Raw genomic sequence first — 19,940 nt, 5'->3', positions numbered from 1 at the left:
CATGACGGACACACGCGGCGCGCTGCTGCAGCAGATCAAGGACAAGGCCGTGGTGCACGGCAAGGTGACCCTCTCCTCCGGTCTGGAGGCCGACTACTACGTCGACCTGCGCCGCGTCACCCTCGACGGCGAGGCCGCCCCGCTGGTCGGGCAGGTGCTGCTGGACCTGACCGCGGAGCTGGAGTTCGACGCGGTGGGCGGCCTGACCATGGGCGCCGACCCGGTCGCCGCCGCCATGCTGCACGCCGCCGCCGCGCGCGGCCGTGAGCTGGACGCGTTCGTCGTGCGCAAGGCCGCCAAGGCGCACGGCCTGCAGCGCCGCGTGGAGGGCCCGGACATCAAGGGCCGCCGGGTGCTGGTCGTGGAGGACACCTCCACCACCGGCGGTTCGCCGCTCACCGCCGTGGAGGCGGTGCGCGAGGCCGGCGCGGAGGTCGTGGCCGTCGCGACCATCGTCGACCGGGCGACCGGCGCCGCCGAGAAGATCCAGGAGGGTGCCGGGGTGCCGTACCTGTTCGCCTTCTCCAAGGACGAGCTGGGCCTGGACTGACCGGTCCGACATCGCCGTCATAACGACTCGACCTGCACCGTCGACGTGCCGCCGATGTCTGGGAAGATGGGGCCGACAACGGCGTCGCTTCCAAGGTTCCAGGTCAGGGCCGACAGTACGCAGCACCCCACACCGCACGCTTAAAGGAGCGGACAGATGCCCATCGCAACTCCCGAGGTCTACAACGAGATGCTGGACCGGGCGAAGGCAGGAAAGTTCGCCTACCCGGCCATCAACGTCACCTCGTCCCAGACCCTGCACGCGGCTCTGCGCGGCTTCGCCGAGGCGGAGAGCGACGGCATCGTGCAGATCTCGACGGGCGGTGCCGAGTTCCTGGGCGGCCAGCACAGCAAGGACATGGTGACCGGCGCCGTCGCCCTCGCCGAGTTCGCGCACATCGTCGCCGAGAAGTACGACGTCAACATCGCGCTGCACACCGACCACTGCCCGAAGGACAAGCTCGACGGGTACGTCCGCCCGCTGCTCGGGGTGTCCGAGGAGCGCGTGAAGGCCGGCCGCAACCCGCTGTTCCAGTCGCACATGTGGGACGGCTCCGCGGAGACCCTCGCGGACAACCTGAGCGTCGCCCAGGAGCTGCTGGAGCGCGCCCGGGCCGCGAAGATCATCCTCGAGGTCGAGATCACCCCGACCGGTGGCGAGGAGGACGGCGTCACGCACGAGATCAACGACTCCCTCTACACCACGGTCGACGACGCGATCCGTACCGCCGAGGCGCTGGGCCTGGGCGACAAGGGCCGCTACCTGCTCGCCGCGTCCTTCGGCAACGTGCACGGCGTGTACAAGCCGGGCAACGTCGTCCTCCGTCCCGAGCTGCTGAAGGAGCTCAACGAGGGCGTCGCCGCCAAGTACGGCAAGCCGGCCGGCGCGCAGCCGTTCGACTTCGTCTTCCACGGCGGCTCGGGCTCCACCGAGGAGGAGATCCGCACCGCCCTGGAGAACGGCGTCGTGAAGATGAACATCGACACCGACACCCAATACGCGTTCACGCGTCCGGTCGCCGACCACATGCTCCGCAACTACGACGGAGTCCTGAAGGTCGACGGCGAGGTCGGCAACAAGAAGACCTACGACCCGCGCACCTGGGGCAAGCTCGCCGAGGCGTCCATGGCCGCCCGCGTCGTGGAGGCCTGCGGTCACCTGCGGTCGACGGGCACCCGCATCAAGTAACCGCTCCGCGCGTCGGGCCCGGCACCTGTCCAGGTGCCGGGCCCTTCCGTATGCTCCCGGTATGCCCGATGTCCGGCTGGCGTCCCCGCAGGGCAGGTGGATCCTGTTCACCACGGTCCTCGGATCCGGCATGGCCCTGCTCGACTCGACCGTCGTGAACATCGCCCTGCCGCGCATCGGCGAGGACCTCGACGCCGACCTCGCCGCGCTGCAGTGGACCGTCAACGCCTACCTGGTCACGCTGGCCGGGCTGATCCTGCTGGGCGGGGCGCTCGGCGACCGGTTCGGGCGGCGCCGGGTGTTCGTCGTCGGCGTGCTGTGGTTCGCCGCCGCCTCCCTGCTGTGCGGGCTCGCGCCCGACGAGGGCGTGCTCATCGGCGCCCGGGCCCTGCAGGGGGTGGGCGGCGCGCTGCTCACGCCCGGTTCGCTCGCGTTGATCCAGGCGTCCTTCCACCCGGAGGACCGGGGCCGGGCGGTCGGTCTGTGGTCCGGGTTCGGCGGGATCGGCGCGGCCGTCGGCCCGTTCGTCGGGGGCTGGCTGGTGGACGGGCCGGGCTGGCGTTGGGTGTTCCTGCTCAACGTGCCGTTCGCGCTGCTGTGCGCGCCCGTCGCCGTGCGCCATGTGCCGGAGTCGTCGGGCGGGAAGGCCGAGGGTCACTTCGACGTGTTCGGCGCGGCGCTCGGCGCGGTCGCCCTGGCGCTGGTGACGTACGCGCTGATCGAGGCCGAGGACGGGTCGCTGCTGGTCGTCGTGTCCGCCGTGGCGGGGCTCGCCGCCGCTGTCGGCTTCGTGCTGGTGGAGAAGCGCCGCCCGGGGCCGATGATGCCGCTGGAGATCTTCGCGTCCCGCCAGTTCTCGGCGGTCAACGGCGTCACCCTGTGCGTGTACGCGGCGTTCGGCGGCTTCTTCTTCCTCGCGGCGCTGCAGCTGCAGGTCGTCGTCGGCTGGTCCGCGCTCGTCGCGGGGACGGCCCTGCTGCCCACGACCGCCCTGATGCTGCTGCTCTCCGCCCGCTCCGGCGAGCTCGCCGACCGGATGGGGCCGCGCCTGCCGCTCACGGTGGGGCCGCTGCTGAGCGCGGCCGGGGTGCTGCTGATGCTGCGGGTCGGGCCGGGCGCCGCGTACGCCACCGACGTGCTGCCCGCGCTGCTGGTGCTGGGCCTCGGCATGGTCACCCTGGTGGCGCCGCTGACGGCGACCGTCCTGGCCTCCGTGGACACCGCGCGGGCGGGCCTGGCCAGCGGCATCAACAACGCCGCCGCCCGCGCCGCCGGGCTGCTGGCGGTGGCGGCGCTGCCGCTGCTGGCCGGGATGGGCCCGGAGGCGTTCCGGCAGCCGGCGCGGTTCGACGCCGCGTTCGACCGGGCGATGCTGCTGTGCGCGGGCGTCCTGGTGGTCGGCGCGCTCCTCGCCGCGGCGACCGTGCGCAGTCCCGCGCCGGGCTGCCGGCGCCCCGAGTGCCGTACCCACGGCAGTGTGGCCGTGCCCCCGCTGGAGGCGGACCCGCGCCGGGGGAGCAGCATCGCCTGATGTACGAGACTGGACCCATGTCGATTCACGAGAACCTCCTCGGGGGACCGCCCCCGACCCACCTCCCCGACGACCCGGAGCCGCGCGAGCTGCTGGCGTCCGGTGCCTCCGCCGCCGACGTCGCGGGCCGGTACCCCACCTCCTCGCTGGCCTGGGCGCGGCTCGCGGACGAGGCGTTCGAGCGGGACAGCGTCGTCGAGTCCTACGCGTACGCCCGTACGGGCTACCACCGGGGCCTCGACTCGCTGCGCCGCAGCGGCTGGAAGGGCCACGGCCCGGTGCCGTGGGAGCACGAGCCCAACCGCGGCTTCCTGCGCGCCCTGCACGCCCTCGCCCGCGCCGCGCAGGCGATCGGCGAGCAGGAGGAGTACGAGCGCTGCACGCAGTTCCTGAAGGACTCCTCGCCGGCCGCGGCGCAGGTCCTGGGCTGAACCGGCCGGTAACCGGAACCTGATCACCGCGGGGCCCGCCCGCCGGACGGGCGGGCCTTGCGGTGGTGGGGGACGATTACGCAGGATGCACCGTGGGGACCGGGGCCCCCGTGCCGGTAACGGCAGGGGCGGACCGCTACCCGGAGAACATTTCAGGAGACAGCGATGTCCCACGAGGCTCACGAGCCCGAGACCCCGCATCTCGACTTCCAGGGGACCACCCCCTACGAGGACTACGTCAGGGCCGACGTCCTCACCCACCTCCAGCACACCCTCTCGGACGACCCCGGAGAGATGGTCTTCCTGGTCACCACCCAGGTCATGGAGCTGTGGTTCACCGTCATCGTCCACGAGTGGGAGACCGCGGCGAAGGCGCTGCGCCGGGACGACGTACCGACCGCGGTGGACGCGCTGCGGCGCTCGCGGCGCGAGCTGGAGGCGCTGAACGCCTCCTGGAAGCCGCTGGCCGGGCTCACCCCGGCGCAGTTCAACTCCTACCGCAGCGCCCTCGGTGAGGGCTCCGGTTTCCAGTCGGCGATGTACCGGCGCATGGAGTTCCTGCTGGGTGACAAGTCCGCGTCGATGCTGGTTCCGCACCGGGGCGCGCCCCGGGTGCACGCCGAGCTGGAGAAGGCCCTGTACGAGCCCAGCCTGTACGACGAGGTGCTGCGGTTCCTCGCCCGGCGCGGGCACCCCGTGCCGGAGGCGGTGCTGGAGCGTGACGTGTCGCAGAAGTACGAGCCGTCGCCCGAGGTGGAGCACATCTGGACGTCCGTCTACGCGGGGGACGAGCGGGACGAGGTGGCGCGGCTCGGCGAGGCGCTGACCGACGTCGCCGAGCTGGTGTGGCGCTGGCGCAACGACCACCTGGTCGCCACCCGCCGGGCCATGGGGGCCAAGACCGGAACAGGAGGGTCCGCCGGCGTGGCATGGCTGGAGAAGCGGGCGCAGAAGAGCGTGTTCCCCGAGCTGTGGACGGCGCGGTCCTATGTCTGAGCTGACGGAGAAGGCGGAGAAGCTGGACGCCGTCGACGAACTCGCGGCCAAGCGCGAGGAGTTCGTGCTCGACGGGCCCGACGGCGCGGTCTACCTGGACGGCAACTCACTGGGCGCGCTGCCCGTCGCCGTGCCCGGCCGGGTCGAGGACGTGGTGCGCCGCCAGTGGGGCGAGATGCGCATCCGCTCCTGGACGGAGGGCGGCTGGTGGACGGCGCCGGAGCGGATCGGCGACCGGATCGCCCCGCTGGTCGGCGCGGCGGCCGGGCAGATCGTGGTGGGCGATTCCACCAGCGTCAACGTGTTCAAGGCGCTGGTCGGCGCGGTCCGGCTGGCGCGGGAGACCGATGCCGGGCGGGACGAGATCCTGGTCGACGCGAGCACCTTCCCCACGGACGGTTACATCGCCGGGTCGGCGGCCCGGATGACCGGCTGCACGCTGCGCCCGGTGGAGCCGTCCGAGGTGCCGGGCGCGCTCGGTGAGCGTACGGCCGCCGTGCTGCTCAACCACGTGGACTACCGCACCGGCCGGCTGCACGACCTGCCCGCGCTCACGGCGGCCGTCCGTGCGGCGGGCGCGTACGCCGTCTGGGACCTGTGCCACAGTGCGGGCGCGCTGCCGGTCGGCCTGGACGCGCACGGCGTGCACCTGGCCGTCGGCTGCACCTACAAGTACCTCAACGGCGGCCCCGGTTCGCCCGCGTACCTGTATGTGCGCGCGGACCTCCAGGACCGTTTCGACTCCCCGCTGCCCGGCTGGAACTCGCACGCGGAGCCCTTCGGGATGCGCTCGGAGTACGAGCCGGCCGAGGGCGCGGTGCGCGGGCGGGTCGGCACCCCGGACATCCTCTCCATGCTGGCCCTGGAGGCGGCGCTGGAGGTCTGGGACGGGGTGACGGTCGAGGCGGTGCGGGCCAAGTCCCTCGCGCTGACCGACTTCTTCCTGGAGTGCGTCGCGGAGTACGTCCCCGAGGGCCGGGTGGAGTGCCTGACCCCGCTTCCGCACGGGGAGCGGGGCAGCCAGGTCGCGCTGCGCTGTCCCCCCACTGCCGGCTCCGCCCGAGCGGGAGGTACCCCCACCGCCGGGCCGGTGATGCGGCGGCTGATCGAGCGGGGCGTGGTCGGCGACTTCCGCCACCCGGACGTGCTGCGCTTCGGTTTCACCCCGCTGTACGTCGGGTTCGCGGACGTGGAGCGGGCGGCGCGGGCGCTCGCCGAGGAGCTGGACCAGGCGTGAAGGCGGGCCGGGGCGGCACCGTCCCGGCCCGTTCCCGCCGGTCAGGCGGGACCTCCCGGTGAGAAGGACCTCCGAGGTACTGGTACCGTCCCGGCCGAACGGCCGTGTGTGTGTCCGGTCCGGTCGAACCACGTTGTATCGCTGAGAGGTTGGAGCATGACGGACGACGTCGCAGCCGCCCGGGCCGCCGCCGAGGAGGAGTCGGCTCTCTCCCACCAGCCGGTCGCCCCCGACGCCACGGCGGCCTACGGCGACGATCCCGACCAGGTGATCGACCTCTACGCGCCGCGCGGCGGGGGCGGACCCGTCCCGGTCGTCGTCGTCCTGCACGGCGGCGCCTGGCGCGCGCCTTACGACCGGCGCCACATCAGTCCGTTCGCCGCGTTCCTGGCGGCCCGCGGCTTCGCCGTGGCCAGTGTCGAGTACCGGCGCGGGGCGGGGGAGAGGGGCGGCGGTGACCCGGTGGCCGGGCGCTGGCCCGACACCTTCGACGACGTCGCCGCCGCGGTGGACGCGCTGCCCGGGCTGATACGCGAGCACCTCCCGGCGGGCGATCCGCGCCGCATCGTCCTCACCGGCCACTCGGCCGGCGGTCATCTGGCGCTGTGGGCCGCCGCCCGGCACCTCCTGCCGTCCGGTTCGCCCTGGCGCACGGACGCCCCCGCACCGCTGCGCGGGGTCGTCGCCCTCGCCCCCATCGCGGACTTCGAGGTCGCCGACAAGCTCGGCGTGTGCGGTGGTGCCGCCCGTGAACTCCTGGGCGGTGACGACCACTTCGCCGAGCGCCGGCCGCACGCCGACCCGGCGCTGCTGCTGCCCACCGGGATCGCCACCACCCTCGTCCAGGGCCGCGGGGACGTCGACGTCCCCTTCGCGGTCGCCGAGTCGTACGCGGACGCGGCGGCGAAGGCGGGCGAGGTGGTGGGGGTGACGCTGCTGGAGGACGTCGGCCACTTCCCGCTCATCGATCCGGCCGCGGACGCCTGCGCGGTGGTGGCGGAGGAGATCGCCCAGCTCGCCTGGTGAGCCCAACTCCCTCCAGGGCAAAGCGTCGTCATACCCCTAGTACCTGAGAGCTACCCCGCGGATGAGTCCCCCGGTGGGACGCGGGTTACGGACCACGCTCCGTAACTTCCTTTCCCAGCAGGCCCGATGGACGGGCGGACGGGAAGGAAGCGGCGACGATGGAGCAGGGGCGCGAGCGGGGCACTCCGGGCACGAGACCCGACGGGGCAGAGGCCACGGCACACCGCCCGGCGGGCCGGCTGCGGCGCGGGCTGCTCGCCGCGCTCGTCGCCGCCGCCCTGGCCGTGCCCCTCGCCGGGGCCGCCGGCCCGCGGGTGCCCGCCCCGCCGCCCGCCCAGCTCCCGCCCCCGGCCGTCGCCGGACTCGACGCGACCTACGCCGCCCACCGGGCCAACGCCGCCGAGGCCGCCCGTACCGCCGCCGCCTACGGGTACCGGGACCGCGCGGCCACCGAACGCTCGCTCAGCGCACGGCAGTTGCTGTACTTCGACGGACGTGGTGCCGGCCTGGTCACCGAGGTCCTCGGCGACCTGGGGCACGCCGACCGCGTCGCCGTCCTGGTCCCCGGGTCCGACACCGGCATCGACACCTACGACCGGTTCCGCGCCACCGCCCTCGCCCTGCACCAGCGGCTGACCCGGGAAGCGCCCACGGGGATGCGTACGGCGGTCGTGGCCTGGCTCGGCTACGAGACGCCCGGCACGGTCAGCCCCTCCGTCGCGACGACCGGCCGCGCGGAGGCGGCGGCACCCGGACTGCGCGTGCTCGTGGCGGACATGCGGTCGGTCGCCGCCCCCCGCGCCCGCGTCTCCCTGCTCTGCCACTCCTACGGCTCCGTCGTCTGCGCGCGGGCCGCCGCCGGACTCGACGTCGACGACCTGGTGTTCCTCGGCAGCCCCGGCACCGGCGCCGGCACGGCCGCCGATCTGCGCACCCGCGCCCGGGTGTGGGCCGCGCGCGGCGCCGGCGACTGGGTCGAGCACGTCCCGCACCTCGACGCCGAACTGTTCGGCACCACCGTCGGCTTCGGCACCGACCCCGTGTCCGGGGAGTACGGCGCCCGCGTCTTCGCGGCCGGCGACGGCGGACACAGCGACTACTTCGCGCCCGGCTCCCTCTCCCTGACCAACGTCACCCGGATCGTCCTCGGCCACACCCAGGAGGTGACCCGATGACCCGCCTCACCGTCGCGCTACGCGACACCGCCGCCCGCATCGACGCGGCCACCCCCGCCCACCGCGACCGCGCCGTGGACGCCCTGCGGGCCTTCGCCGTCCTCGGCGTGGTCCTGGGGCACTGGCTGGTCACCGCGCTGGTCGCGGACGACCGCAGCCTGCGCACCGCCGGCCCGCTCCAGCACATGCCCTGGCTGGCCCCGGTGTCCTGGGCCTTCCAGACCCTCGCCGTGTTCTTCCTGGTCGGCGGGCACGTCGCGACCCGCTCGTACGCCTCGGCGCGGGAGCGCGGGACGCCGTACCGCCGGTGGCTGCACGCCCGGCTGACCCGGCTGTTCGGGCCGGTCGGCGCCGTCCTCACCCTGTGGACGGTCGTGACGCTCGCGCTGCTGCTGTCCGACGCCGAGTACGGGACCGTGCGGACGCTGGTGAAGCTCGCCCTGTCCCCGATGTGGTTCCTGCTGGTCTTCGCCGCCCTCACCGCCGCGGCCCCGCTGGTCGCCCGCCTGCATCCACTGTGGCCGCTGGCCGTCGTCCTCCACGTCGACGTGCTGCGCTTCGGCTTCGGAGCCCCGTCCTGGCTCGGCTGGCTCAACCTGGCCGCGGGCTGGCTGGTGCCGTACACGCTGGGCGCGGCCTGGAGCCGCGGCGAGCTGGAACGCCGCAAGTTCGGCTGGGTGTTGTTGGTCTGCGGTGCGGCTGCCACGGCCGCCCTGGTGGTGTGGGCGGGTTACCCGGCCGCGATGGTCGGAGTGCCGGGCGCCGAGGTGTCCAACCTCAACCCGCCGACCCTGGCCGCCGTCACCTTCGGCCTCGCCCAGTGCGGTCTGGCGCTGCTGCTGCGGGACCGGCTGCGCCACGCGATGCGCCGGCCGGTCGCGTGGGCGGCGGTGGCGCTGGTCAACCTGTCCGCGATGACGGTGTTCCTGTGGCACCAGACCGCCCTGATGACCACCACCGCCGTCGCCCTCCCGGCCGGTCCGCTGCCCGGACTGCACACCGTCCCGGACGGCCCCGGCTGGGTCGCCGCCCGGCTGCTGTGGCTGCCGGTGTTCGCCCTCGCCCTCGTGGTCTGCGGGGCCGCGTTCCGGACCTGGGAGCGCGGCGGAAGTGGGCGGCGGGAGCGGTCCCGGGTGGTCCGCGCACACCGCCCGATGACCGGGCGCACCCCCCATGTCTAGGCTGAACGCCGTGGCGGACACGGGGGTGGAGCACATACGACGGTGGCTGGGCGTCCTGCGCGACGACCTGATGACCACGCGGGTCGACCCCTTGCCGCCGTCGACGTGGCTGCGGTGGCTGCCGCACGGGGTCGTGTGGCTGGCCGCCCTCGGCGTGCTGCTCGGTGACGCGGCCCAGCTGAATGACAACGGCGGGCTCGATCCCGGGTTCGCGTTCCTGGTCGCCCTGGGGCAGGCCGGCGCGATGGTCTGCGCGCTGTGGCGCCCGGTGCTCGCCTGGTGGATGTCCCTGGCGGCCATGCTGGTGGCGGCGTTCGCCGTGCGGGCGGTGATGGACGCGGGCGGGGACAAGTTCACCTGGCCCTGGACGACCGCGGGGCTGATCGCGCACCTGCTCGTGCTGCTGCTACTGGCCCTACGGGTCCGTACCCGGGTGTCGGCGGAGGCTCTGGCCCTGACCGCGCTTGCCACCTATGGCGTACAGGGACTGGTGGGCGCGGTGAACTACCAGCCGACCGGCCAGCTCGCCGTCATCCTTCTCACCATCGCCGTCGTCCTCGGCGCCGCCCTGCGCGGCCGCCGCGAGGCCCGTGCGGAACTGGGCCGGCAGACCACGCTCACCGCCGAGGAGCGCGCCCGCCGCACACTGCTGGAGGAACGCAGCCGCATCGCACGCGAGTTGCACGACGTGGTGGCCCACCACATGTCGGTCATCTCCATCCAGGCGCAGGTCGCCCCGCACCTCGTGCGGAACCCGCCCGACGAGCTCAAGGAGAACCTCGCCGGCATCCGGCAGAACGCCGTCGAGGCGCTCACCGAACTGCGCCGCGTGCTGGACGTCCTGCGCTCCGAACACCCCGCCCCCGGCGAGCGCGCGGACGCCCCGCAGCCCACCCTCGACCGGCTGGAGGCGCTGGTGGAGAACACCCGCGCCGCCGGACTCACCGTGACCACCGAGGTGACCGGCGAGCGGCGCCCGTTGCCGCCCGGCGTGGAGCTCTCCGCGTACCGGATCGTGCAGGAGGCACTGAGCAACGTGCTGCGGCACGCGCCCGGCGCCACCGCGCACGTCACCCTCGCCTACGGGCCGCGCGCCCTGCGGGTGGAGGTCGTGAACACCGCCCCCACCCGGGAGGCGCCGTCGTCCGCCGGGGCCCGGCACGGACTGCTCGGCATGCGGGAGCGGGCGGCCATGCTGGGCGGCACCCTCACCGCCGGCCCCTGGTCCGGGCGCGGCTACCGCGTCGAGGCCCGCCTCCCCGTGTCCGCACCCTCCGCCACCGACCCCCTTCCCCAGGACGGCACCGCATGATCCGCGTACTGATCGCCGACGACCAGCAGATGGTCCGGCAGGGCTTCACCGTGCTGCTGAACACGCAGCCCGACATCGAGGTCGTCGGCCAGGCGGTGAACGGGATCGACGCCGTCGAGAAGGTCGGTGAACTCCCCCCGGACGTCGTCCTGATGGACATCCGCATGCCCGAACTCGGCGGCATCGAGGCCACCGCCCGCATCACCGCCGTCCACCCCGAGGTGAAGGTGCTGGTGCTGACCACCTTCGACCTCGACGAGTACGTGTACGAGGCGCTGCGCGCGGGCGCCTCCGGCTTCCTCCTCAAGGACGCCTCCGCCGAGCAGCTCGCCGAGGCGGTGCGGGTGGTGGCGGCGGGTGACGCCCTCCTCGCGCCGGGTGTCACCCGCCGGCTGATCGCCGAGTTCTCCCGCCTGGACCCGCGGCCCCGCACACCCTTGCGGCAGAGGGTCGGCGACCTCACCGAGCGGGAGACGGAGGTGCTGGCGCTGATCGCGCAGGGCCTGTCCAACGCGGAGATCGCCGTACGGCTGGTGGTGGCCGAGCAGACCGTGAAGACGCACGTCGGCCGGATCCTGGTGAAGCTGGGTCTGCGCGACCGCACCCAGGCCGCGGTGTTCGCGTACGAGTCGGGGCTGGTGCGTCCCTCCGGTTACTGACCACGGTCGTACCGTGAAGTAACCCTGCGCGGCCTGCGTAGTACCTGAGACGGACGCCCGGGAACCCGACTCAGCGGGGACGACCGCGACCACCCGGTCGGCCTACCGTGTGAGCGTGACCGAGACGACGCACCAGCAGTCCCCGCGTGCCGGGGACGGGGACCGCAGCCCGGAGTACCGGCTGGCCCAGAACTCGTTGCGGGGACTGCGCGAGGACCTCTTCCGCGACCCCTTCGCCTACCGTCCGCTGGGCCCCCGGCCGACGGACGGCCCGCTCGTGGGCCGGCTGCCCGCGCGGATGCGCACCGCGGCGGAACGGCTCCCGCACGCGGTGGTGGGGGCGGTCGCCCTGCTCACCCTGCTGATCGGCACCGTCTCCGGCGCCGAGCCCGGCGGTGACGGCAGGGCCCTGCTGGCCGGACTGCTGTGCGCGCTGCCGGTGATCGCCACGCTGTCCCGGCCGGTCGGCGCGTTCTGGCTGTCCCTCGTGGTGGCGCCGGTGACCGCGGTGCTCAACGGGGACGGGTCGGACTGGCCGTGGATGCCCGGCGCGTTCCTCAGCCACCTCACGGTGCTGGTGGTGGTGGCGCTGCGCACCCGGCCCCGCACCGCCGTCTGGATGTGGGTCGTCACCGCCGTCTACGTCGTCTTCTCCGACGTCCTCTTCGGCGGGTCGTACTACTACAGCAACGGCGCCCCGATGCTGCTGACGTCCTCGTTCGCCCTGCTCCTGGTCTGTCTCTGGCACGTCCGGCACACCGCGCAGCAGGAGGTCACCGCGCAGCAGACGGTCACCGCGCAGGAGCGGTCCCGGCGCACCCTGCTGGAGGAGCGCACCACGATCGCCCGCGAGCTGCACGACGTGGTGGCCCACCACATGTCGGTGGTCGCCATCCAGGCCGAGGCGGCGCCGTACCGGGTGGAGAACCCGCCGGAGGAGCTGGAGCGCGCCTTCGCCACCATCCGGGAGAACGCGGTGGCCGCCCTCACCGAGCTGCGCCGGATCCTCGGCGTGGTGCGCGCCGAGGACTACGAGGCCCCGGACGCCCCGCAGCCCACCCTCGCCGACCTGGACGCCCTCCTGGTCAACGTGCGGGACGCCGGGCTGACCGTGGAGAAGGTGGTGACGGGCGCGGTGCGGGAGCTGCCGCAGGGCGTGGAGCTGTCGGCGTACCGGATCGTGCAGGAGGCGCTGAGCAACAGCCTGCGGCACGCGCCGGGTGCGAGCGCCCGCGTGGAGATCGGGTACGTCCTCGGCGGCCTCGGTGTCCGGGTCGTCAACGGCGCGATGCCCGAGCCGAGCCTGGTGAAGCCGTCGCCCGGGGCCGGTCACGGCATCACCGGGATGCGCGAGCGGGTCGCCATGCTGAACGGCGAGATGACCGCCGGCGCCACCGACGACGGCGGCTACGAGGTCGCGGTGTTCCTGCCGGTCACCGCGGTGAACGAGGATGACGCATGACCATTCGCGTGCTGATCGCGGACGACCAGATGATGGTGCGCGAGGGGTTCTCCGTCCTGCTGAACGCGATGCCGGACATCGAGGTCGTCGGCGAGGCGGTCAACGGCCGGCAGGCGGTCGAGTGGGTCCGTGAACTCGCCCCCGACGTGGTCCTGATGGACATCCGCATGCCCGAGCTGAACGGCATCGAGGCGACCCGGGAGATCGTCGCCGCCGACGGCTCGTCGAAGGTGCTGGTGCTGACCACCTTCGATCTCGACGAGTACGTCTACCAGGCGCTGCGCGCGGGCGCGTCCGGCTTCCTCCTGAAGGACGCGTCGGCCCGTCAGCTCGCGGACGGGGTCCGGATCGTCGCGGCCGGTGAGGCGCTGCTCGCCCCGTCGGTCACCCGGCGCCTGATCACCGAGTTCTCCAAGCTGTCCGAGGCCCCCCGGCTGATGCCGTCCGCGCAGGCGGCGTACGGCGACCTGACCGAGCGGGAGACGGAGGTGCTGGTGCTGATCGCGCAGGGCCTGTCGAACTCGGAGATCGCCGGGCGGCTGGTGGTCGCCGAGTCGACGATCAAGACGCACGTCAGCCGCATCCTGGTGAAGCTGGGCCTGCGGGACCGCACGCAGGCGGCGGTGTTCGCCTACGAGGCGCGGCTGGTCACGCCGGGCTGACCGCGCGTCCTAGGCTGAGGCCCATGGAGCAGCGCATCACCCTCATCACGCTGGGAGTCACCGACCTCGCCCGGTCGAAGGCCTTCTACGAGGCGCTGGGCTGGCGCGGGCAGGAGGTGCAGGAGACCGTCTTCTTCCAGGCGGGCGGTCTGGGGCTGGTCCTCTGGGGCCGGGAGAAGCTGGCCCGGGACGCCGGTCTCGCACCGGGGACCGCGGGCGGGTTCGGCGGCATCGTCCTCGCGCACAACGTCCGTTCCGACGCCGAGGTCGACGAACTGCTGGCGGCGGCGGAGCGGGCCGGCGGGACGGTCACCAAGCCGGGTGTCGCCAACGAGATCGGCTTCTACTCCGGCGCCTTCACCGACCCCGACGGCCACGCCTGGGAGGTCGCCCACAACCCCGGCTTCCCGCTCGCCGAGGACGGCACGGTCACCATCCCCGACCTCGGCACCGCCTGACGGGCGCCCGGAGGGCCTCACCCCTGGTCAGGGAGGGGGACGGCGGTCTACCGTCCGTGCATGGCAGCTCCTTCCGACCTCGCTTTCGACCCGTGGGACCCGGCCTTCCTCGCCGACCCCTACCCCGCCTACGCCGAACTGCGGGCACAGGGCCGGGTGCGGTACTTCGAGCCCACGAACCAGTGGCTGGTCGCGCACCACGCGGACGTCTCGGCGCTGCTGCGCGACCGGCGCCTGGGTCGGACGTACCTGCACCGCTTCAGTCACGAGGAGTTCGGCCGTACGCCGCCCCCGCCGGAGCACGAGCCGTTCCACACGCTCAACGACCACGGCATGCTCGACCTCGAACCGCCGGACCACACCCGCATCCGCCGCCTGGTGTCGAAGGCGTTCACCCCGCGCACCGTCGAGCGCCTCAAGCCGTACGTGCGGCAGCTCGCGGACGACCTGGTGGCGCGGCTCGTCGACGCGGGCGGCGGCGACCTGCTGAGGGACGTCGCCGAGCCGCTGCCGGTCGCGGTGATCGCGGAGATGCTGGGCATCCCGGAGTCCGACCGGGCACCCCTGCGGCCCTGGTCGGCGGACATCTGCGGGATGTACGAGCTGAACCCGTCCGGGGACGCGGCGGCGCGGGCCGTGCGGGCGTCGCTGGAGTTCTCGGACTACCTGCGGGAGCTGATCGCCGAGCGCCGGAAGAACCCGGGCGACGACCTGGTCTCCGGGCTGATCGCCGCCCACGACGAGGACGACCGGCTCACCGAGCAGGAGATGATCTCCACCTGCGTCCTGCTGCTGAACGCGGGCCACGAGGCGACCGTGAACTCCACGGTCAACGGCTGGTGGGCGCTGTTCCGCCACCCCGGCCAGCTCGCGGCCCTGCGCGCCGACCACTCCCTCGTGCCCACCGCCGTCGAGGAGCTGATGCGCTACGACACCCCGCTGCAGCTGTTCGAGCGCTGGGTGCTCGACGACATCGAGATCGACGGCCAGGTGATCCCCCGGGGCGCGGAGATCGCGATGCTCTTCGGCTCCGCCAACCACGACCCGGCGGTCTTCACCGACCCGTCCCGCCTGGACCTCACCCGCCGCGACAACCCGCACATCTCCTTCAGCGCCGGCATCCACTACTGCATCGGCGCCCCCCTGGCCCGCATCGAACTGGCCGCGTCGATGACCGCCCTCCTGGAACGCGCCCCCACCCTCCGCCTGGCGTCGGAACCGATCCGCAAACCGAACTTCGTGATCAGGGGCCTGGAAGGCCTGGCCGTAGAACTGGGGTGATCACTCCTTCGGCTGATCACCGGCCGATTCCGGATGAGGTACGTGCCTGGCTCGTCAAGCTGGTGTCCGCCCGCGGGGGGGGGGGGGGCACCTTATGGCAGAACGTGGGTCGTCGCAGTTGTCGGTGGACATGTTCGAGCGGATTGCCGAGTTCGCCGAACGGAAGGGCCGGGCCTTGCCGGACGCGGTGCTCGCCCCCGTTGCGCATTTCGCGGGGCAGGGGGACTGGGCGGACACCGAGGGAGTGCCGATGACGGTGGAGGTCACCTCCTTCGACTCGGACACGCATGATCGCGACCGTGTGGAGAAACCCCAGGCCTACGCCGAGTCAGGGATCCCCGTGTATCTGCTGGTCGACCGTGACCGCCGCTCCGTCCTCGTGCACAGTGACCCGGACCCGGTGGTCGGCCATCGGAACGTCCAGAAGCGCCGGTTGGGTCAGAGGGTCGTGCTCCCCGATCCCGTCGGTGTCGAGTTCGACACCGAGGAGCCCAAGCAGTACATGGACTGACGGCTCCCTGTTGCCGGGACGCGTTCCGCCGGGGGAGGGGCAGTGGGCCCGGGCGGGTGGAGCTACTTCGTCTCCAGGTCCCGTCGGCGGAAGCCGGCCAGGCCCAGCCACAGCAGGGCGATGGCGACAAGAGTCAGCAGGAACAGCGGGGTCCAGCGCATGTCGGCGGCGGGCAGGCGGGGGACGTGGCCGAAGGGGGAGAGGTTGTTCATCCAGTCCGGGAACTGGAGGATCTGGCCGAGATAGCCGACCACGAACGCGTACACCGGCACGACCCAGGCCGCCCGGCTCGCCCGGGGGAACCAGCCGAAGAGGGCCACGGCCACGCCGACCGTGACCCACAGGGCCGGTGCGTACGCGAGGGCCGCGCCCGTCAGGTCGGGCACCAGCCCGGCGTCACCGGTCGAGGCCGCGCCGGCCAGGCCGAAGCCGAGTCCGGCCAGCGACAGGACCACCGTGCCGCCGCCCATGGCCACGGCCAGATGGCCGCCGACCCAGCGGGAGCGTGAGAGGCCGGCGGCGAGCAGGGGTTCGGCGCGGCCCGCCGTCTCCTCGGACCGGGGCCGCAGGGCCGCCATCACGACGTACACGGACGCCACGACCGTCAGGACGACCATGACCATCGAGGCGAAGGACTCGACGACACTCGTCCCGCCGATGCGCTCCAGGGCCTCCTCGATCTCGTCGATGCCCGCCAGCATGTCCTCGGCGTCCCCAAGGATCGACCCGTACATCGCGCCCATCAGGAACAGGCCGGCCCCGAAGCCGGCCAGCATCCCTCGGTGCAGGCGCACGGCGAGGCCGACCGGTGTGGTGAGCGCGGCGGAGGCGGTGGGGCTGCCCGGTTTCTGCGGACGCAGTCCCGCGCCCACGTCCCGGCGGGTGGAGAGCCGGAACCCCGCCGCCGCGCACCCCACCGCGCACAGCAGGCACAGCAGCAGGGGCCACCAGCGGTTGTCGACGTACGGGTAGCTGCGCTGTACCCAGCCGATCGGGGACAGCCAGGACAGGGTGTCGTTCGTGCCGCTGTCGCCGGCGGCACGCAGCACGTAGGCAGTGCCGATGACCGCGAGCGCCGTCCCGGACGCCCCGCGGGTGTGCGCGGTGAACTGGACGGTGACCGCGGCGACCGCGGCGAAGACGAGACCGGCGGCGGCGTGGGCGAAGCCGTAGACCAGCGAGCCGCTCGCGTCGACGCCGTCCAGGCCCAGCCCGGTCAGGCCGAGGGCCAGCAGCAGCGCGAGGGCCAGGTTGGCCAGGACGGCGACGGCCAGGGCGGCGGCGAGGTGGGCGTGCCGGCCGACGACGGTCGAGCGCACCAGCTCGGCGCGGCCCGTCTCCTCCTCCGCGCGGGTGTGCCGCGTGACGATCAGCACGCTCATGAGGCCGACGAGGACGGCCGTGAAGCCGATCATCTGGTGGCTGAGGAGGGAGCCGAAGCCGTCGTCGGTGAGGTAGTGGCGGGGGCCGGACATGGCCAGACCGGCCGGGCTGTCCACGCTCTTGACGGCGTTCGCCCGGTCCTCGGGGTCGCTGTAGAGCGTCCTGAAGCTGTTCGCCGTCATGAGGGTGGAGAGGAACAGGGCCAGGATCCACACCGGGAGCTGGACCCGGTCCCGGCGAAGGGCGAAGCGGATCAGGGTCCGGGTGCCGGCCAGCGCGCTGCCGCCCGCGACCGGTGCGGCGGGCGCCCGGGTGCCGGGGGCGGCGGTGGCGGAGGTCATCGCGGCTCCCCGTCCGTACCGTGTCCAGTGGTGTGCCCGTCGGCGCCGTAGCCGTGCCCGTTGGCGGCCAGCTCGTCGCCGTAGTGGCGCAGCATCAGCTCCTCCAGGGTGGGCGGGTGGCTGACCAGGCTGCGGACGCCGAGGTCGGTGAGCGCGCGGACGGCGGAGCCGACCTGGGCGCCGTCGACGGTGAAGCGGATCCGGCCGGTGGCCTCGTCGACGGTGCGCAAGTCGTGGACGCCGGGCAGGCGGGCGAGGTCCGTGGCGGGCCGTTCGGTCTCCGCCTCGACGGTGGTGCGGGTCAGGTGGCGCAGCTCGCCGAGGGTGCCGGACTGGACGGTCCGGCCCTGGCGGACGATGCTCACGCGGTCGGCGAGCTTCTCCACCTGGGCCAGGATGTGGCTGGAGAGCAGCACGGTCCGTCCGGCCGCCTTGGCCTCGGCGATCACGTCCTGGAAGACCACTTCCATCAGCGGGTCGAGCCCCGCGGTCGGCTCGTCGAGGAGCAGCAGCTCGGCGTCGGAGGCGAGCGCGGCGACGATGGCGACCTTCTGCCGGTTGCCCTTGGAGTAGGCGCGGCCCTTCTTGGTCGGGTCGAGGTCGAACCGCTCGACGAGTTCGGCGCGGCGCCGCTCGTCGAGCCCCCCGCGCAGCCGGGCCAGCAGGTCGATGGCCTCACCGCCGGTCAGCCCCGGCCACAGCTCCACGTCACCGGGGACGTAGGCGAGCCGGCGGTGCAGCGTCACGGCATCGCGCCACGGATCCTGCCCCAGCAGCTCGACGCTGCCGGAGTCGGCGCGCACCAGACCGAGCAGCACGCGGATGGTGGTCGACTTGCCGGCGCCGTTGGGGCCGAGGAAGCCGTGGACCTCGCCGGTCTCGACGCTCAGGTCGAGCCCGTCCAGCGCCTGGGTCCGGCCGAACGACTTGCGCAGCCCGGACACGGAAATGGCCTTCGTCATGGCCCGCAACGTACGGCATTTTTAGAAAGTTGTGAAGACAGAAAACTGATTGAAGATAGTTAGACTGATCCGCACCTCGTCGAGCTGGGGAGAAGGCTGGATCATGGCGGAGCAGAGCGGGACGGCCCGGGACCCGGAGGCCGTCTCGAAATTCGTGGAGCACTTCGCCGCGCAGTTGGTGGAGGCCGGACTCCCGCGCATGCCCGCCCGCGTCTTCGCCGCCCTGCTGGCCTCCGACGACGGCGTCCTGACCTCCGTCGAGCTGAGTGAACGGCTCAAGATCTCGCCGGCCGCGGTCTCGGGCGCGGTGCGCTACCTGGCGCGCCAGCACATGGTGTCCCGCGAGCGTGAACCGGGCTCCCGCCGGGAGCGCTACCGGGTCCACGGCGACCAGTGGTACGAGGCTCTCACCAATCGCGACGCCGTCATCAGGCGCTGGGAGGGAGCCCTTCGTGAAGGCATCGCCAGTCTGGGCGGGGCCACCCCGGCGGGCCGGCGGCTGGCGGAGACACTGGCCTTCTTCGAGTTCGTGGAGAAGGAGCTCGAGGCGATGACGGAGCGCTGGCGGGTCCGCCGCGAGGAACTGTTCGGCGGCGACGGGGGGAACCCACCGACCCGTACCGGTGCCGGAGCCTGACTCACGCTGGCAGCGTCAGCCCCCACGCCCCCTCCCTGACCTCCCAGGTGCGGGTGCGGACCGGGCCCGAGACGGTGGCGTCCGCGCGGTAGCGGAAGTGGGCGCCCGAGACGGTGACCGTGCGGGCGTCGGCCGACAGGGGCGACGCCTCCGCGCCCACCGAGGCCGGGCGGACCTCGACGCGGGCCGTGCCCGAGACGCCGGGGACCACCGAGACCGCCTCCACCGACTGGTGCAGGTCGACCAGCGTCACCCCGTCCACCTCCACCAGCAGCCGCGTCGGCCCCGACCCGGGTGCGGCGGGCGGCCGGGCGGGCGCCAGCGTCCGGACGAAGGAGCGGCAGGTCTGCAGCCAGGGACGGGTCACCCCGCCGTCGGTGTCGCGCACCCGGGGCGGGCCGCCGAGCGGCGGGATGCGCAGCGCGCCCAGCACCACGCCGTCGCTGTCGTCGACCAGCAGGTCCATCCGGCGCTCCGCCCCGTCCAGCACGGCCCGCGCCGCGGCCACCGCCCCCGACGGGACGCCCAGCGACCGGGCGAGCGACACCGCGCCCCCGACCGGCACCAGGGACAGCACGCATCCGGCCAGCTCCCGGTGCCGGTGCAGCAGCTCCACCGTCCGCACCAGCGCCCGGTCGTCGCCCACCACCACCGGACGGCGTGAGCCGCGCCGGGCCAGCGCCCGGGCGAACTCCTCCGGGCCGTCCGGCAGACACACCTTCGCGCCGGCCGCACCGGCGCTGAGCACGTCCTTCGCGATACGGACCGACTCGCCGTCCGCCCGCCGGGCGACCGGATCGATGACCACCAGAAGCTGATCGGACGTCGCGGAAGAAGTCCCGGAAGTCGCCACCTCGGCCATGCCTCGCTTCCTCGGGTAGCATCTTTGTGCAAGAGCCCCTTTGCGCTATTGCGCCAGGGGCTTCGTCTATTCCGGGGCATCCGGTCCGACGGTTG

The 19,940-nt window shown here is 73.3% G+C and carries 20 protein-coding genes; 17 read left to right on the top strand and 3 right to left on the bottom strand.

Going from position 1 to position 19,940, the window contains the following annotated elements:
- The first annotated feature begins 1 nt into the window (after position 1).
- From pyrE to ACIF8S_RS19305, 16 genes are all read left to right on the top strand, one after another.
- A complete protein-coding gene (gene pyrE / locus ACIF8S_RS19380; protein ID WP_349795282.1) occupies positions 2–550 on the top strand; it encodes an orotate phosphoribosyltransferase in 549 nt (182 codons plus the stop codon).
- Between the two features lie 156 nt (positions 551–706).
- Positions 707–1,738, top strand: a complete 1,032-nt coding sequence (fbaA, locus tag ACIF8S_RS19375; protein WP_400000285.1) for a class II fructose-bisphosphate aldolase — start codon at positions 707–709, stop codon at positions 1,736–1,738.
- Positions 1,739–1,799: 61 nt separating this feature from the next.
- Positions 1,800–3,269 (top strand): MFS transporter, encoded by a 1,470-nt coding sequence (locus ACIF8S_RS19370; RefSeq protein WP_400000283.1) that lies wholly within the window; start codon positions 1,800–1,802, stop codon positions 3,267–3,269.
- Between the two features lie 17 nt (positions 3,270–3,286).
- Complete coding sequence (locus tag ACIF8S_RS19365) at positions 3,287–3,700, top strand: DUF3151 domain-containing protein (RefSeq protein ID WP_400000281.1); 414 nt, start codon at positions 3,287–3,289, stop codon at positions 3,698–3,700.
- A gap of 165 nt (positions 3,701–3,865) precedes the next feature.
- Positions 3,866–4,696, top strand: coding sequence for a tryptophan 2,3-dioxygenase family protein (locus tag ACIF8S_RS19360; RefSeq protein ID WP_400000279.1), 831 nt, complete (start codon positions 3,866–3,868; stop codon positions 4,694–4,696).
- A complete protein-coding gene (gene kynU / locus ACIF8S_RS19355) occupies positions 4,689–5,933 on the top strand; it encodes a kynureninase (RefSeq protein WP_400000278.1) in 1,245 nt (414 codons plus the stop codon). Before ACIF8S_RS19360 ends, kynU begins: the two co-directional genes overlap by 8 nt.
- 156 nt (positions 5,934–6,089) lie before the next feature.
- On the top strand, positions 6,090–6,959 hold the full coding sequence (locus ACIF8S_RS19350; protein ID WP_400000276.1) for an alpha/beta hydrolase family protein: 870 nt from the start codon (positions 6,090–6,092) through the stop codon (positions 6,957–6,959).
- A 158-nt stretch (positions 6,960–7,117) separates the two neighbouring features.
- Entirely contained in the window at positions 7,118–8,134 is a 1,017-nt protein-coding gene (locus tag ACIF8S_RS19345; protein ID WP_400000274.1) for an alpha/beta hydrolase, read from the top strand.
- A complete protein-coding gene (locus ACIF8S_RS19340; protein WP_400000272.1) occupies positions 8,131–9,315 on the top strand; it encodes an acyltransferase in 1,185 nt (394 codons plus the stop codon). The genes ACIF8S_RS19345 and ACIF8S_RS19340 overlap by 4 nt, the downstream gene beginning before the upstream one ends.
- Positions 9,308–10,627, top strand: a complete 1,320-nt coding sequence (locus ACIF8S_RS19335; protein ID WP_400000271.1) for a sensor histidine kinase — start codon at positions 9,308–9,310, stop codon at positions 10,625–10,627. The genes ACIF8S_RS19340 and ACIF8S_RS19335 overlap by 8 nt, the downstream gene beginning before the upstream one ends.
- Positions 10,624–11,286, top strand: coding sequence for a response regulator (locus ACIF8S_RS19330; RefSeq protein WP_400000270.1), 663 nt, complete (start codon positions 10,624–10,626; stop codon positions 11,284–11,286). Before ACIF8S_RS19335 ends, ACIF8S_RS19330 begins: the two co-directional genes overlap by 4 nt.
- A 115-nt stretch (positions 11,287–11,401) precedes the next feature.
- Positions 11,402–12,748: a sensor histidine kinase gene (locus tag ACIF8S_RS19325; RefSeq protein ID WP_400000268.1), complete on the top strand. Its 1,347-nt coding sequence runs from the start codon at positions 11,402–11,404 to the stop codon at positions 12,746–12,748.
- A complete protein-coding gene (locus ACIF8S_RS19320; protein ID WP_400000266.1) occupies positions 12,745–13,410 on the top strand; it encodes a response regulator in 666 nt (221 codons plus the stop codon). Before ACIF8S_RS19325 ends, ACIF8S_RS19320 begins: the two co-directional genes overlap by 4 nt.
- Before the next feature lie 23 nt (positions 13,411–13,433).
- Positions 13,434–13,868, top strand: a complete 435-nt coding sequence (locus ACIF8S_RS19315) for a VOC family protein (RefSeq protein ID WP_400000265.1) — start codon at positions 13,434–13,436, stop codon at positions 13,866–13,868.
- Between the two features lie 60 nt (positions 13,869–13,928).
- A complete protein-coding gene (locus tag ACIF8S_RS19310) occupies positions 13,929–15,149 on the top strand; it encodes a cytochrome P450 (protein ID WP_400000263.1) in 1,221 nt (406 codons plus the stop codon).
- 94 nt (positions 15,150–15,243) lie between these two features.
- Positions 15,244–15,660, top strand: a complete 417-nt coding sequence (locus ACIF8S_RS19305; RefSeq protein ID WP_400000261.1) for a Uma2 family endonuclease — start codon at positions 15,244–15,246, stop codon at positions 15,658–15,660.
- Positions 15,661–15,722: 62 nt separating this feature from the next.
- On the opposite strand, the gene ACIF8S_RS19300 is transcribed toward ACIF8S_RS19305, so the two are convergent.
- Positions 15,723–17,384 (bottom strand): ABC transporter permease, encoded by a 1,662-nt coding sequence (locus ACIF8S_RS19300; protein ID WP_400000259.1) that lies wholly within the window; start codon positions 17,382–17,384, stop codon positions 15,723–15,725.
- Positions 17,381–18,346: an ATP-binding cassette domain-containing protein gene (locus ACIF8S_RS19295; protein ID WP_400000257.1), complete on the bottom strand. Its 966-nt coding sequence runs from the start codon at positions 18,344–18,346 to the stop codon at positions 17,381–17,383. The genes ACIF8S_RS19300 and ACIF8S_RS19295 overlap by 4 nt, the downstream gene beginning before the upstream one ends.
- 103 nt (positions 18,347–18,449) lie before the next feature.
- Between ACIF8S_RS19295 and ACIF8S_RS19290 the strand changes: the two genes are divergently transcribed.
- Positions 18,450–18,983: a GbsR/MarR family transcriptional regulator gene (locus ACIF8S_RS19290; RefSeq protein ID WP_400000256.1), complete on the top strand. Its 534-nt coding sequence runs from the start codon at positions 18,450–18,452 to the stop codon at positions 18,981–18,983.
- Between the two features lies 1 nt (position 18,984).
- Here ACIF8S_RS19290 and ACIF8S_RS19285 read toward each other — a convergent pair whose 3' ends face one another.
- Positions 18,985–19,845, bottom strand: coding sequence for a diacylglycerol kinase (locus ACIF8S_RS19285; protein ID WP_400000254.1), 861 nt, complete (start codon positions 19,843–19,845; stop codon positions 18,985–18,987).
- Positions 19,846–19,940 lie beyond the last annotated feature (95 nt).

It is taken from the genome of Streptomyces sp. NPDC085937 (genome assembly GCF_044540535.1).
GTDB lineage: Bacteria > Actinomycetota > Actinomycetes > Streptomycetales > Streptomycetaceae > Streptomyces.
The sequence above is the reverse complement of the archived record's forward strand: the minus strand, read 5'-3'. Positions and strand labels throughout refer to the sequence as shown.